14 protein-coding genes are annotated in these 13,876 nt (G+C 67.9%); 7 read left to right on the top strand and 7 right to left on the bottom strand.

Annotated features, from left to right (window positions below):
• Positions 1 to 34: 34 nt before the first annotated feature.
• Positions 35 to 2,089 (top strand): squalene--hopene cyclase, encoded by a 2,055-nt coding sequence (gene shc / locus CFB47_RS36610; protein ID WP_089464165.1) that lies wholly within the window; start codon positions 35 to 37, stop codon positions 2,087 to 2,089.
• Between the two features lie 25 nt (positions 2,090 to 2,114).
• On the opposite strand, the gene CFB47_RS36615 is transcribed toward shc, so the two are convergent.
• Positions 2,115 to 2,777, bottom strand: coding sequence for an ankyrin repeat domain-containing protein (locus CFB47_RS36615; protein WP_089464166.1), 663 nt, complete (start codon positions 2,775 to 2,777; stop codon positions 2,115 to 2,117).
• 43 nt (positions 2,778 to 2,820) lie between these two features.
• Positions 2,821 to 3,678 carry a helix-turn-helix transcriptional regulator gene (locus CFB47_RS36620; protein WP_089464167.1) on the bottom strand — a complete coding sequence of 286 codons (858 nt, stop codon included), beginning with the start codon at positions 3,676 to 3,678 and terminating at the stop codon, positions 2,821 to 2,823.
• A gap of 271 nt (positions 3,679 to 3,949) precedes the next feature.
• Here CFB47_RS36620 and CFB47_RS36625 point away from each other — a divergent pair, with 271 nt between their 5' ends.
• The gene (locus CFB47_RS36625; RefSeq protein ID WP_089464168.1) at positions 3,950 to 5,068 is read left to right on the top strand and encodes a polyamine ABC transporter substrate-binding protein; all 1,119 of its coding nucleotides are present in this window, start codon (positions 3,950 to 3,952) and stop codon (positions 5,066 to 5,068) included.
• 77 nt (positions 5,069 to 5,145) lie between these two features.
• Positions 5,146 to 5,517: a cupin domain-containing protein gene (locus CFB47_RS36630; RefSeq protein ID WP_373453174.1), complete on the top strand. Its 372-nt coding sequence runs from the start codon at positions 5,146 to 5,148 to the stop codon at positions 5,515 to 5,517.
• A gap of 27 nt (positions 5,518 to 5,544) precedes the next feature.
• Here CFB47_RS36630 and ampC read toward each other — a convergent pair whose 3' ends face one another.
• Together ampC and CFB47_RS40935 are read right to left on the bottom strand one after the other, a co-directional pair.
• The gene (ampC, locus tag CFB47_RS36635; protein WP_089464169.1) at positions 5,545 to 6,714 is read right to left on the bottom strand and encodes a class C beta-lactamase; all 1,170 of its coding nucleotides are present in this window, start codon (positions 6,712 to 6,714) and stop codon (positions 5,545 to 5,547) included.
• A gap of 153 nt (positions 6,715 to 6,867) precedes the next feature.
• The gene (locus CFB47_RS40935) at positions 6,868 to 7,185 is read right to left on the bottom strand and encodes a hypothetical protein (protein WP_143329568.1); all 318 of its coding nucleotides are present in this window, start codon (positions 7,183 to 7,185) and stop codon (positions 6,868 to 6,870) included.
• Positions 7,186 to 7,326: 141 nt separating this feature from the next.
• On the opposite strand from CFB47_RS40935, the gene CFB47_RS36640 reads away from it, so the two are divergent.
• Genes CFB47_RS36640 through CFB47_RS36650 form a run of 3 tightly spaced genes read left to right on the top strand, consistent with a single transcriptional unit; the run spans position 7,327 to position 11,398 of the window.
• Positions 7,327 to 8,619: a hypothetical protein gene (locus tag CFB47_RS36640; RefSeq protein WP_089464170.1), complete on the top strand. Its 1,293-nt coding sequence runs from the start codon at positions 7,327 to 7,329 to the stop codon at positions 8,617 to 8,619.
• On the top strand, positions 8,613 to 9,395 hold the full coding sequence (locus tag CFB47_RS36645) for a DUF1266 domain-containing protein (protein ID WP_089459585.1): 783 nt from the start codon (positions 8,613 to 8,615) through the stop codon (positions 9,393 to 9,395). The genes CFB47_RS36640 and CFB47_RS36645 overlap by 7 nt, the downstream gene beginning before the upstream one ends.
• Before the next feature lie 14 nt (positions 9,396 to 9,409).
• Positions 9,410 to 11,398, top strand: coding sequence for a DUF4034 domain-containing protein (locus CFB47_RS36650; protein WP_256946841.1), 1,989 nt, complete (start codon positions 9,410 to 9,412; stop codon positions 11,396 to 11,398).
• Between the two features lie 90 nt (positions 11,399 to 11,488).
• Here CFB47_RS36650 and CFB47_RS36655 read toward each other — a convergent pair whose 3' ends face one another.
• On the bottom strand, positions 11,489 to 12,301 hold the full coding sequence (locus CFB47_RS36655) for an alpha/beta fold hydrolase (protein ID WP_089459587.1): 813 nt from the start codon (positions 12,299 to 12,301) through the stop codon (positions 11,489 to 11,491).
• Between the two features lie 70 nt (positions 12,302 to 12,371).
• Positions 12,372 to 12,854 (bottom strand): hypothetical protein, encoded by a 483-nt coding sequence (locus CFB47_RS36660; protein WP_089464172.1) that lies wholly within the window; start codon positions 12,852 to 12,854, stop codon positions 12,372 to 12,374.
• A gap of 410 nt (positions 12,855 to 13,264) precedes the next feature.
• On the opposite strand from CFB47_RS36660, the gene CFB47_RS41945 reads away from it, so the two are divergent.
• Positions 13,265 to 13,399, top strand: coding sequence for a hypothetical protein (locus CFB47_RS41945; protein ID WP_006767081.1), 135 nt, complete (start codon positions 13,265 to 13,267; stop codon positions 13,397 to 13,399).
• A 129-nt stretch (positions 13,400 to 13,528) separates the two neighbouring features.
• Here the strand turns inward: CFB47_RS41945 and CFB47_RS36675 are convergent, their stop codons facing one another.
• Complete coding sequence (locus tag CFB47_RS36675) at positions 13,529 to 13,828, bottom strand: hypothetical protein (protein ID WP_306426910.1); 300 nt, start codon at positions 13,826 to 13,828, stop codon at positions 13,529 to 13,531.
• Positions 13,829 to 13,876: the final 48 nt, after the last annotated feature.

Below are 13,876 nucleotides of genomic sequence, written 5' to 3' on the forward strand. Positions count from 1 at the left end.
CGGCGTCTCGATATAAACATTCCGGCCGGATGGTATGATCCGCCGCATGACTACAGCCACCCCCTCCCCCTGGTCCGCGCTCGACACCGCGATCGCCCGTGGACGCGACGCCCTCGTGCGTCTCCAGCAGCCCGACGGCAGCTGGTGTTTCGAACTTGAATCCGACGCGACGATCACCGCGGAATACATCCTGATGATGCATTTCATGGACAAGATCGACGACGTGCGCCAGGAGAAGATGGCGCGCTACCTGCGCGCGATCCAGCGACTCGACACGCACGGCGCATGGGATCTGTACGTCGACGGCGATCCGGACGTGTCGTGCAGCGTGAAGGCGTACTTCGCACTGAAGGCGGCCGGCGACAGCGAACATGCGCCGCACATGGTCCGCGCGCGCGACGCGATCCTGAAGCTCGGCGGCGCGGCCCGCGCGAACGTGTTCACGCGCATCCTGCTCGCGACGTTCGGCCAGGTGCCGTGGCGCGCGACGCCGTTCATGCCGATCGAGTTCGTGCTGTTCCCGAAGTGGGTGCCGATCTCGATGTACAAGGTCGCGTACTGGGCGCGCACGACGATGGTGCCGCTGCTCGTGCTGTGCTCGCTGAAGGCGCGCGCGCGCAATCCGCGCAACGTCTCGATCCGCGAGCTGTTCGTCACGCCGCCGGACGAGGAACGCCAGTACTTCCCGCCCGCGCGCGGCATGCGCAGGCTGTTCCTCGCGCTCGACCGCACGGTGCGCCACGTCGAGCCGCTGATGCCGAAGGGGCTGCGGCAGCGCGCGATCCGTCATGCCGAGGCGTGGTGCGCAGAGCGCATGAACGGCGAGGACGGGCTCGGCGGCATTTTCCCGCCGATCGTGTATGCCAACCAGATGATGCAGGTGCTCGGCTACCCGGACGACCATCCGCTGCGGCGCGATTGCGACAACGCGCTGGAGAAGCTGCTGGTCACGCGGCCGGACGGCAGCATGTACTGCCAGCCGTGCCTGTCGCCGGTGTGGGACACCGCGTGGAGCACGATGGCGCTCGAGCAGGCGCGCGGCGTGGCGGTGGCGGAAGACGGCGAGCCGGGCGACGCACGGCGCGCACTCGACGAACGCATCGCACGCGCATACGACTGGCTGGCCGAACGCCAGGTGAACGACCTGCGCGGCGACTGGATCGAGAACGCGCCCGCCGAGGTCCAGCCGGGCGGATGGGCGTTCCAGTACGCGAACCCGTACTACCCCGACATCGACGATACGGCGGTCGTCACCGCGATGCTCGATCGCCGCGGCCGCACGCATGCCAACGCGGACGGCACGAACCCGTATGCGGCGCGCGTCGCGCGCGCGCTCGACTGGATGCGCGGGCTGCAATCGCGCAACGGCGGCTTCGCGGCATTCGACGCCGACTGCGACCGCATGTACCTGAACGCGATCCCGTTCGCCGACCACGGCGCGCTGCTCGATCCGCCGACCGAGGACGTGTCGGGCCGCGTGCTGCTGTGCTTCGGCGTGACGAAACGTGCGGACGAACGCGAGTCGGTCGCGCGCTGCATCGACTACGTGAAGCGCACGCAGCAACCCGACGGCAGCTGGTGGGGCCGCTGGGGCACGAACTACATCTACGGGACGTGGAGCGTGCTGGCCGGCCTCGCGCTCGCCGGCGAGGACAAGTCGCAGCCGTATATCGCACGCGCGATCGAATGGCTGCGCTCGCGCCAGCATGCGGACGGCGGCTGGGGCGAGACGAACGACAGCTACATCGACCCGAAGCTGGGCGGCACCAATGGCGGCGAGAGCACGTCGAACTTCACCGCGTGGGCGCTGCTCGCGCAGATGGCGTTCGGCGACTGCGAATCCGATTCGGTGAAGCGCGGCATCGCGTATCTGCAGTCGGTCCAGCAGGAAGACGGCTTCTGGTGGCACCGCTCGCACAATGCGCCGGGCTTTCCGCGCATCTTCTACCTGAAGTATCACGGCTATACCGCGTACTTCCCGCTGTGGGCGCTCGCGCGCTATCGGCGGCTGGCGGGCGCGGCGGCGGCGCGGGCGGCGGCCGCGCACGGTGCGACGGCAGTCAAGGCGGCGGCCACGGTGGTCGCCTGAGCGGTAACGTGACGGCGCAAGGCCGTCACACGAAACCCTCTTCGACCAGCGTGCAGCCGTGCGCCGTGATCTCGTGCCGCTGGCCCGAGCCGTCGACCACGCGGCTCCAGCTCGTCGACACGAGTACGGCCGCGGCGCCGTCGGCGTGCAGTGCATAGTCGAACCCGCCATACATGCCCGGCACCGCGAACCATACGCGTCCGGCCTGCGCGTCGAGTTCAAGCAGCGGCTCGAGTTCGGGCAGGCGCAGCGCGTCGACGCGCAGGTGTGCGATGCGGCCGAGCATCATCTCGTGGAAGTGGCGCTGGATGTCGCGCAGCGTTTCGGCGGGCACGAAGCGTCGCGGCTGCGGTGTCAGCAGATCGATCAGGTGCCGATGCCCGCGCTGCTCGGCTAGATCGACCGGGCGCGCACCCTGTGCATCGCGCAGCATGCGCCATGCGCCGAGCTGCAACAGTTCGGTGACGACTTCTTTCGGCGCACCGTTGTATGCAGCCTGGTGCAGCGGGGTATAAAGCGACTGCCCGCCAAGCCGTGTCGCGTTGACGAGCTTGTGCTCCTTTGCAATGCAGTCGAGCATCGTCGCCCAGTCGCCGTTGCGCGCCGCGTCGGCCAACGCGTGCCGGCTCGCGACCTGCGCGTCGTCGAGCACGCCGACGCCCGTGATTCCATCCCATGCGATGCTCAATTGGCTCTCCTCGTGTATCGGGCCGCGCTATCGTCGCGCGCGATCACGCAACACCCTTCCGGGCCGACGACGCATCGAGCACGTCATGATCCAGCAGCAGGTTCAGCAGCTGGCGGCGTGATTCGATGCCGAGCTTGGCAAACGCGCGCCGCGCGTAGGTATCGATCGACGACGGCTGGATGCCGAGTTCGAGCGCGATGTCCTGCGTCTTCCTGCCGCGAATGAGCCGCGCACACACCTCCGATTCGCGAGACGTGAGCTTCCCGAACACGTCGTTCAAGCGCCGTGCGGCACCGCTTTCCTGCGCGCGCGGCGCAGCCGCGTCCGCATCGGCCTGGCGATCGCCGACGATGCGCCGATGCGCGACCGCCAGCGGCAACACGATCAGCGCGACATGCCGGACGATGCTCAGCTCCTTCAGCGAAAACGCCGGCAGTCGTCGCGCGCGGCACACCGACAGCGCATAGGTCAGCTCGTCCACACGATACGTGACCACGCACTCGTCGTGGATGTCCTCGGAGTCGTAAAAGGCGCGGCGGATCTCGGGGTTCAGCCGCAGCGTCGAGAGCTGCAGCAGCTGCGTGTCGCGTTCACCGCGGATGCAGTCGAACGTCGTGTCGATTCGCGCGAAATCGCGGTAATAGCGCGTCATCGTGCGCTCGATCTGGTCCGGATAGGTGCCGTAGCTGCCGATCCAGCCGACCCGGCGATCGTGCAGCGACTCGTCCTCGTAATCGAGATGAATGGAATCGCAATCGACGATGCGCGTCAGGTTCTCGAACACGACCGCGACGAAATCCGGCGAGCCGATCGCGGCGGCCACGGCCGACAGCGCCTCGGACATGAAGACGAGCTGGCCCAGCTGGATATCGATCGTCGTATCGGCGTCATGGTCGGTCATACGATGTACGGGAGAACGGGACGCCTACCGTTACCACGCCAAAAGTGCGCTGCCAATTCCCGCGCGCGGGTTTCCGGTGCATGCCGCAGACCCGCTGTACGGATTTCATGGACAGACACGCCAACAGCCGCCGCATACAGTCATCCCCGAGATTCGGTGAGGCCCGCCGGTGCGCGCACGCAGCACGGCGAGCCGCCGCGAGCCTCGTCGACCGACCCGCGGCGCGCGTGCGCGATGCCGTGCGCCGCCCTCGTTTCGAAAGGGAGTGACCATGATCGTCCGCGCTTTCCGTCTCGCCTTCCCGGTTGCGATCGCAGCCGCCGCCTGTTTCGCGCCGCTGTCGGCGACACCCGCCCAGGCTTCCGATGCCGAACTGAACGTCTACAACTGGTCCGAGTACATCGCGAAAACCACGATCCCCGATTTCCAGAAGCAAACGGGCGTGCACGTGCGCTACGACGTCTACGACAGCGACGACACGCTGCAATCGAAGCTGCTGGCCGGCAGTTCCGGCTACGACATCGTCGTGCCGACCTCGAACTACATGGCCAAGCAGATCCAGGCCGGCGTCTACCAGAAACTCGACAAGTCGAAGCTGCCGAATCTCGCCAACCTCGATCCCGAACTGATGAAGAAGATCGCGGAATCCGATCCGGGCAACCAGTACGGCGTGCCGTGGGCCTATGGCACCGACGGTATCGGCTATAACGTGCAGGCGGTCAGGAAGGCACTCGGCGACGGCGCGCCGCTCGACAGCTGGGCATTGGTGTTCGATCCGGCCAACGTGGCGAAGCTGAAGGGCTGCGGCGTGTCGTTCCTCGATGCGCCGGACGACGTGTTCGCCGCCGCGCTCCAGTACATCGGCAAGGATCCGAACAGCAAGAACCCGGCCGACTACCACGCGGCGTTCGACATGCTGAAGAAGGTGCGCCCGTACATCACGCAGTTCAATTCGTCGGGTTACAACAACGATCTCGCGAACAACGACGTATGTGTCGTGCTGGGCTGGTCGGGCGACGTCAGCGTCGCGCGCCGCGAAGCGATCGCGGCGAAACGCGGCTACGAGATTCGTTATGCGAACCCGAAGGAAGGTGGCATCCTGTGGTTCGACGTGATGGCGATTCCGAAGGATGCGCCGCATCCCGAGGCCGCATTGCAATGGATCAACTACATCGAGGACCCGAAGGTCAACGCGGACATCACCAACGAGATCTACTACCCGAGCGCGAACAAGGCGGCCCATCAGTACGTGACGCCGGCCGTCGCGCACGATCCGAACGTGTACCTGTCCGCCGAGGTGCTCGACAGGATGACACTCTCGAAGCCGCGTTCCGCCGACATCGCGCGACTCGAGAACCGCCTGTGGCAACAACTGAAAACCGGCAACTGACGAAGCTGCCGGCCAATATGGAATCATGCGAACGCGTCGTCGGCGCGTTCATTTCACGACGACGAAGGATGCCAGCCGTGCTCGACATTTCCACCATCACCGATGCCCTCACCCCCAATGGCGAACCCGTGCAATACCGCGTGCCGCCCGAGAAGCTGCTGGCGGGCGACCCGCTGCAGACGCTCACGCCCGGCTTCACGAGCCCGTGCGGCCGTTTCTCGACCGGCATCTGGGAAAGCACGCCCGGCCGCTGGCGGGTCGCATATACCGAAGCGGAATACTGCGAGATCCTGGCAGGCACGTCGGTGATCACCGACGAGGAAGGCAACGCGAAAACCCTGCGCGCCGGCCATCGCTTCGTCATTCCGCCGGGCTTTCGCGGCACGTGGGAAGTCGTCGAGCACACGCGGAAGATCTTCGTCGCGTACGAAGCGCAGCCGCAGGAATGAGCCGCCCCGGCCCCGGCGTCGGAAACGTTACCGCCCGCCGTCGAGCGCGCCGAGGATCCCGTACGCGGCCTTCACGCGGTCCTCGTTCGGATAGCTGCGGTTCGCGAGCATCACGATCGCGATCCGCTTCGACGGGACGAACGCGACATAGGTACTGAAGCCGTTGGTCGAGCCCGTCTTGTTGATCCACGTATTCGCGTTCGGCGCGAGCGGCGGCTTGATCGCGGCGGCCGGCAACCCGTCGCGCAGCATCTTCATCGAGTTGCCTTCGAGCAGCGTCGGCAGCGCGACCGGATACGGGTACTGCTCCCAGATCAGGTCCTGCGTCAGCGGCCCCGCGCGGAAATAGCCGGTATGCGTGCGTTCGAGCGCGCGCTGCAGGCGCGGCGCGGTTTCGATCAGCCCCATGTTCGCCTGCACGAAGCGCAGCAGGTCGGCCGCCGTGGTCCGCACGCCGTAGGCCGGCTTCCACAGCATGCCGCCCGTCATCCTGATCGGCTTGCCGTCCTGCGTATAGCCCTGCGCATAGTCGGCCTGGCGCGCGTCGGGCACGTTGATGTACGTGTGCGTCATCCCGAGCGCGGGAAAGAGCCGCTGCTCCATCAGCACCGCGAAATCCTTGTGCATCGCCTTCGCGGTGAGCCACCCGAGCATGCCGACCGACACGTTCGAATACGTGCGGTACGTACCCGGCGCGTGCGCGGGCCGCCACGCGTCGAGATAGCGGATCAGGCCCGCGTCGTCGCGGATGCTGTCCGGCACCTGCACGGGCAGGCCGCCGGACGTGTGCGTGCCGAGATCGCGCAGCGTCACGACACCGAACGGCTTGCCCTGCAGCGCGGGAAGGTATTTGCCCACCGGGTCGGCCAGCGACAGTTCGCCGCCCTCCTGCGCATCGGCCGCGAGTGTCGCGGTCAGCGTCTTGCTGACGGAGCCGATTTCGAACAGCGTATCGCCGGTGACGGGCTTGCCCGATTGCGTCGACATCACGCCGTAGTCGAACACGTAGGGCTTGCCGTCGGCTACAACGCCGATCGCCATGCCGGGAATCGCGTACTGCTTCATCAGCGGCGCGATGTGGCGGGTGACGGTGTCGCGGAGTTCGTCCTGGGTGACGGCGGCCGCGCGGCCGGCCGTGGCGGTAGCGCACGCGGCGACGAACAGGGTCGCGGCGAAGCGTGTCGCGTTGAATCGCATGGTTGCGGTTCCTTCGAGTTCTGATGGTTGCGTGGACAACGGATCCGGCCGTGCCGTGCGGTAGTCGCAGTGGCCGGCCAGCCGAAGCAGGACTATCCGCTGTCGATCGGCCGCCAACAATCGACGATATGTTGCGCGAGACTAAAGAAAATCTTATGAGATACGCGAAGGACTGCTTTGGCGTGATGCCATTGCCGAACCGCTCGTCGTTTTGCCGGAAAAACCTGTCGGTTTTAACAGCATGCAATCCGGCGGACGAATCGCACCGCATCGAAAATCGGTGAAAAAGAGATAAGTCTTGTCAGATCCCGATGCGCTGGCGCATCGCGCGATTGATTCACCCGCGCGGATCGCAGTAGACTCGCGGAAGCAAAAAATAAGATCCATCCTGAGAGAACCAATGAATCGCCATTCGCTGATCGCCTGCTCCCGCGTCATGGGCTGTCGCCCGGTCGCGTGATTTTCACGCATCGACCGCTCCGCAGCGGGTACACGCCACGCCGCCGCGCGCCACGTGCGCGCCCGTTCGCTGCATCGCCCGCCAGCCGAAAGAACCGCCAGGGTCCCGCGCGCAAGGCCCGCGCACGCCCTGCCTGACCGGAGAGCAACCCCGTGACCGAAACCGTGGCCGCGTCCGCCTATCGGCCGCGCGATGTCGTCAATGCGCCCGACATCAAGGCGGCCATCGCCCGCCGCAGCGCCGAGCGCGGCGATCCGGCCGACATCCGCGCGTGGCTCGGCAACCACTTCTTCCGCTGGGTCGTCGGCGCGTTCGAGCAGGCGCAGCCGCTCGATTCGCTTGCCGACTACCGCTCGCTCGCCGGCGCCGACCGGCCGGCGCCCGACTGGCTCGTGCGCCGGTTCCGTCCGCAACCGGCCTCCGGCGCGGCCGCCGATCCGGCGCCGCTGCCGGCCGTCGAACCCAAGCCGCTCTACTTCATCGATCCCGAGCACATGCTGCTGACCGACCGCGAGCGCGTGCTGGTCGAATTCCTGCGCTCGCGCGCCGGCACGCGGCTCGCGCAGAAGCTGCAGCGCATCACGTGCACCATGGCGCTCGACATGTGGGAGCGCGAGCACCAGCGCATGCAGGCGCGTCGCGACAAGGGCTGGGTGCCGAGCAGCGGCCTCGCGCTGCGTGAGGTGCTGCGCACGCCGAACGGGATCGTGTTCGAATTCGCGGGCGACCACGCGGCGCTGCGCGAGGAACTCGCCTACGAGTCGTACTACATGCAGCACTGCCTGGGCCAGTTCGCGGATCGCCGCCGGCTGCGCGGCGGCTACGGCGAACAGTACGCGCAAGCCGCGCAGGAGGGCCGGCTGCGCCTGTTCACGCTGCGCGGCGCGGGCAACCAGCCGCACGTGACGATCAGCCTGCAGGTGACCGGCAACGGCCTGCGCATCGACCAGATCAAGGGCAAGCAGAACCGCCATCCGGTGCGCCGCTACGCCGACGACGTCCGCCAGTTCCTGCGCGCGCTCGCGCCGCGCGGCGAACGGCATCCCGATTGCGAAGGCATGGGGCTCGTGTTCGAACCGGACACGCCGGGCGCGGGCACCGGCGAATGGACTTTCGTCACCGACGTGCGCTCGCCCGACCATCTGCTGAGCGTGATGAGCGAGAACTTCCACCTGATCGAGCATTTCCCGCAGCCGCCAGCGGTACTCCAATGGCTGCTGCTGCGCAACGCGCCCCATGCGCTCGGCCAGCTGCGGCAAATCGATCCGGCCGTTGCAGCGGCCGCGCGCCACGCATTGCCGGCCGATGCGCTGCCGGCCACGCAAGCGCCCGGCAGCGCACCGCCGGTCACCACCGCGTTCGAGATCGAAGGCATCGCGATCGATCCCGCGCTGTGCGCGACGTTCGCGTTGCCTGCACCGGCAGACGGGAGCGCGCCATGCTGAAATGGCTGATCGGCGCAGCCGTGCTGTGGGTCGTGTGGTACGTGTGGCGGTCGGTCCGGGTCGCGGCGCGGATGGTGCGCGAAGTCGACGCCGACCAGGTCGCGGGCGCCGACGCCGCGGTCACGGTCCGGCAGACCGCCGCCGTCAAGCTCGCCCAATCACTGGCCGAGCAGGCGCCGCCGAACCGCCGCCGCTGGTCGCTTGCACTCGCCGACATCCTGCTGATCCGCAACGGGCTGCGCTGCGATTGCGACGCGCTCGTGTACGCACTGCCCGACGCGCAGCGCGACAAGCTCGCCGCCCAGTTGCGGCGCGAACTCGACCTGCCGGCCGACCTGCCCGAGTGGCAGGTCGTGCAGCGCGTGCCGGCCATCCTCGCCGGCTGGATACGCGGCGTCGGCCGCTCGCACGAAGGCTTCTACGAACAGCTCGCCGCCGAAGGCCGCGTGCGCGATGCGCTGGCGTTCGATTGCGCGCGTACCGCGTTTCTCGTGCGCTGCATCGCATTGCTCGGCTGGGCGTCCGAACAGCATGCGTGGGTGGTATTGCTGCTCAATGCCCAGCGCGCGCAGGACAGCTTCGACAGCTGGGAAGACTTCGGGCTCGCGTATGCACGCGCGCGCCAGCACTGGCTGCGCGGCAGCGGCCAGGACGGCCCCGCGTCGTCGCGTGCGACCCAGGAAGTGCGCGAGCACCTGCGCAATCCGTCCGGAAACTGGCTTTCGCTGCCGTGGAAGCGCTACCGCATCTTCGACCCCCAACCCGTTTCGTCATGACCGCCGACACCGACATGTCCTCCGTTCCCGCCGACCTGATTCCGCCCGCGAAATCCCGCTGGTTCATCTGCGACGTCGACGCGCTGCTGCGCGCAGGCGAGTTTGCCGCGCTCGACACGCAGCTCGATGCCGCGCTCGCCGCGAGCTTCACCGACCGCACCGCCGAAGCGCGGTACGTCGACGCACTGCCGGCCGACGTGCAACCCTGCATCGAAGCTGGCGCGGAAGGCCTCGCGCGCCTGCGCGCATGGCAGGCCGCGAATCCACGCTCCGCCCATGCGTGGCTGTGCGAAGCGCACTACTGGCACCACTGGGCGTACGAGTATCGCGGCGGCGGCTGGGCCGAGACGGTGACCGAAGCCGGCTGGATCGGCGCACATGCGTGCGCGGCACTGACGATCGTCGCCGCGCTGCGCGCGCTGGTGCTCGCGCCGACGATGTGGAGCGCGCCGAAGGTGATCTTCACGAGCGTGTCGTCGTTCGGCGAGCCCGAGTGGCTCACGCAGCTCGTACGCGAGCGCCGCTGGCCCGTCACCGAACTGCACCTGAACGTCGGCGCCGAAGACGAAGCCACGCGCGCCGAACTGCAGCGCATGCTCGTGCGCTCGGGACTGAATCCCGACGAGCCGGTCGCCTGCCCGGCGGAATTTCCCGACGCGCTGCCCGGCCCCGTCCAGGGCAAGAAGCTGCGCAAGGAAAAGTGGTACTGGATGGAGGCGACGCTGCACATCCACCCGACCCAGTACTTCTCGATGCGCACGTTCATCTGGTACATGCAGCCGCGCTGGGGCGGCTCGCACGATCACGTCCGCGCCTTCATCGATTCCGATGCGTGCGCGCACCTCGACGCGGTCGAGAAGGACCGGCTGCGCCACGAGATCTGGCGCGACGAGTATTACGGCGAGACGCTGGATTCGGATGACGACGACGACACCGTACGCCGCGCGATGGCCGCGACGCTCGCCCGCGCGAACGCCGCGCTGCATCCGTATCACCGCTGGGAGACGCTGCACTGGCTCGCGCGCAGCCATTTCATGCGCAACGAAGACGAACAGGCATACGCCCGCCTGCAGGAAGCCGAACGCAACGAGCCTATCGACGACAACCGCGCGATGGCGATGGGTTTGCGACTGACGCTCGCCCTCGATCCGCATGGCGACTGGCTGACCGGCGCGATCCAGCGTGCGTCGGACGCACGCGCCTGCACGGCGGCGATGATCCTGCGCGGCTACGCGCATCGCACCGGCACGTTCGGCTTCGCCCAGGACGACGCGCGCGGCGCTGCATGGCTGGAAGCCGCGCGCCTGAACGAGCCCGGCTCGCTCGCATGGAACCAGCTCGCCACCGCGATGGAGGATGGAAACCGGCGCCCGGCCGATGCCTTTGCAATCTGCCAGCTCGGCTACGAGGCGGGCGGAAATTCATGCGGCTACCTGCTCGGCTGCTTCTACAGGGACGGCACGCATGTCGAAGCCGACCCGTACCGCGCCGCCCACTTCTTCCGCGAGTCGATGGAGGCCGGCGGCAACGTGGCCGCTTACAAGCTGGGATACACGTACCACCACATCGGCCAGACCAGCACGGATCGGGCCGAGCGCGCGCGCATGCAGGTCGAGGCCGTCGAAGCCGCGCGCAAGGCGCACGAGATGGGGCATACGGATGCGCTCGAGAGCATGCTGATGTTCATCAGCGACATCGAGGATCATGCGTCGCGCCATCGCTATCTCGACGAACTACGCCAGCATGCCGAAGCGGGCCATCCGGCCGCGATGGCCACGCTGTCGTTCTGCCTCGCCGACATCGGCGACAAGTCGCTCTACGACTATCGCGAAGGGGTGCGCTGGATCATGGGCGCCCAGGCGATCGCACCGGACGACGAGTTCGTGCGCACCATCACGCGCATCAGCTACGAGGACGGCATGCTCTCGAGGCTGCGGTTCAAGATGCAGCGCAAGCAGATCAAGGCGCACGAGATTCCCGGCGCCGACAACGCGATGGTCTGAACCCCGGGCGGCAAATGCGCGCGCTCGCGGCCGGGCCGCGCGCGCCGTCCGAATCTCGGCCGGACGGTCAGCCCGTGGTCGTCCCACGCATTACCCCGGCAGCCGGTCGAGAAACGCCAGCATCGCCGCGTTGAACCGCTCGGGCCGCTGCAGCGGCGCGAAATGGCTCACGCCGGGGAGGGTCGTCAGCGTCGCGCCCGGAATCGTGCGCGCCAGGTACGCCGCGTGCTCGGGCCGGATGAATTCGTCGTGCTCGCCCAGCACGATCGTCACCGGCACGGCGATCGCCGCGAGATCCTGCGCGCGGTAATCCGGTTGCGTGCGCATCATTTCGCTGACCGCCGCGACGAACGCGTCGAACTGGTCCGGCGTCGCGGACAATGCTGCGTAGTCCTTGCGGTGCCGCGCGAAGCAGCGGTCGAGCAGCGGGCTCGGCACGATCTCCTTCGTCCCGCCCGGGTCCATGTTGCACGCGAAGAAGAACACGCCGGCCGCCCGTTCCGGCGCGCGGTCGGCCAGCACGAGCGCGATGCACGCACCGTCGCTCCAGCCGACGAAGCGCGCACGGTCGACGTGCAGCGCGTCGAGGACCGCCAGCACGTCGGAGGCCATGCGTTCGTAGGAATAGGGTTCGTCGTCGCGCGTGCTGCGGCCGTGGCCGCGGCTGTCGATCACGATCGCGCGGTAGCCGGCCGCGAGCAGCGCCGGCACCTGGTTGCCCCAGTTGCCGCTGTGGCCGAGGCCGCCGTGCAGCAGCACGACCGCCGGGCCATGGCCGAACGACGCGTGCCAGATGCGCGCGCCGTCGTGTTCCAGCCATCCTTGTTCATCAGCCGCCGGCAGCGGCGTGCCGCCTTGCGACTCGAAGCGGGCGAGATCGTCGTCGTTGAATTCCGCATGCATCGTTCAGCCGTCCTGTCGAGGGAGACGTGCTCACGATTGTAATGCGTGCGGCCGACCTGGCCGCGACCGGTCAGGCCTGCGTCGACACCAGTCCGCCCGCCTGCGAGCCGCCCGATTTCTGGATCGCCGCCGCGAGTTGCGAGATCGCGGTCGACAGCGCCCCCGAGATCGCGCTGGCTTGCGCGCTCAACGACTGCTGTTCGATCGCCGCGGCCGGGTCGTCCTTCGCGCGCTGGCTCGCGCTCGCCATCTGCTGCTCGAGTGCCGCGAGCTGCTTCTGCAGCCGCTCGATCAGCGCCTTCAACTGGCTGACCGCCGGGTCGTCCGACGACGCACCCGATGCGCCGAGCGTTTCGCCGGTGGCGCCGGTCGCATCCTTCGTGCCGGCGGTGGAGGTCGCACTCGTAGCACCCGAGGTACTCGTCGCGCCATCGGTGGACGACGTTGCGGCGGGCGCGGCGGACGTCGTCGCAGCAGCGCCGGACGAAGCATTCGCGTTCAGGTTGCTGTCCGCCAGCGGCGAGCGTGTGGTCGTGGAGAAATCGATCTGCATCGTGTCGGTCCGTATGTCGGTAAGCGAATCGTGACTGGGATGAAACTGCCTTCCAACTCGTTTACGGCATTCGTCACACGAAACTTGAGTATCGGGGACGGACTGATTTAGCCGAAGATCGACCGGTTTAGCCACGAAAGGGCCAGATTGACGGCCCGGCGGCGCTGGTAAAATCGCCGCTTCGCCAGCGGGATCCGCGCACCGATCGCCTCCGGGCACGTGCGCGCAACGCCGCCGGCTTCGACTCCCGCCCTTCCGGGCGCGGCACGCGGCACGCGGCACGTGCCGGCGCCGCGGTCGCGGCTGCGCGGGGTCGCCTTTTTCGTCCGCCGGTGTGCCCCGCTCGCCCTGTCGAGCGGCGAGCACCATGCGGCGCGCACGCACTTCATCACGCATTCGAGGAACCCACGATGGCCCGCATCGGCGCCTTCTGCATCACGACGTGGCTTGCCGCCGCGATTCTCTACTTCGGCCAGCACTCCGTCGCGATGATCGTATTGAGCGGTGTCGTCGTATTCGGCGGGTTCGATCTGCTGCGCCCGTAAGCGCGCGGGCTCGACACGTTTCTCGATCCGTCACGGCCGGCCTGCCTGAAGCGAACGCCGCGGGCTTTCGACCCGGCGCGTCACCGGCTCGCTCCCGCTTGGCGCGCCTTCACGCAACCCACGCCTCCGTCAGCAGGCCGCGAACGTCGGCACCGTCGGCGCGCGCTCGTTGAACACGACCGGCACGCCGGCGACCCCAGGGCGGCAGTTCGGGCGATCGAGCCGCCACCCGTCGACGCGCAGCGCGATGCGCGACACCGGCGCGCCGCCCGCATGCGGCAGGTCGATCGCGATCTGCCGCTTCCCGCCGGGGATCGGGTTCAGGTGGTTGTCGCTGTAGAACGCCGGCAGCACACGCGCGCCGGTCGACGGATCGAATAACCGCCGAGCGCTGCGCTGTACGACAGGAATTCCCGGCGCGATATCGATTGCATGGTGTCGTGCTCCCGGATGGCGTCGTCTCGACGGGCGCGCAGG

Origin of the sequence: Burkholderia sp. AU27893, assembly GCF_002223205.1 — a bacterium.
In the GTDB taxonomy this organism is placed as follows: domain Bacteria; phylum Pseudomonadota; class Gammaproteobacteria; order Burkholderiales; family Burkholderiaceae; genus Burkholderia.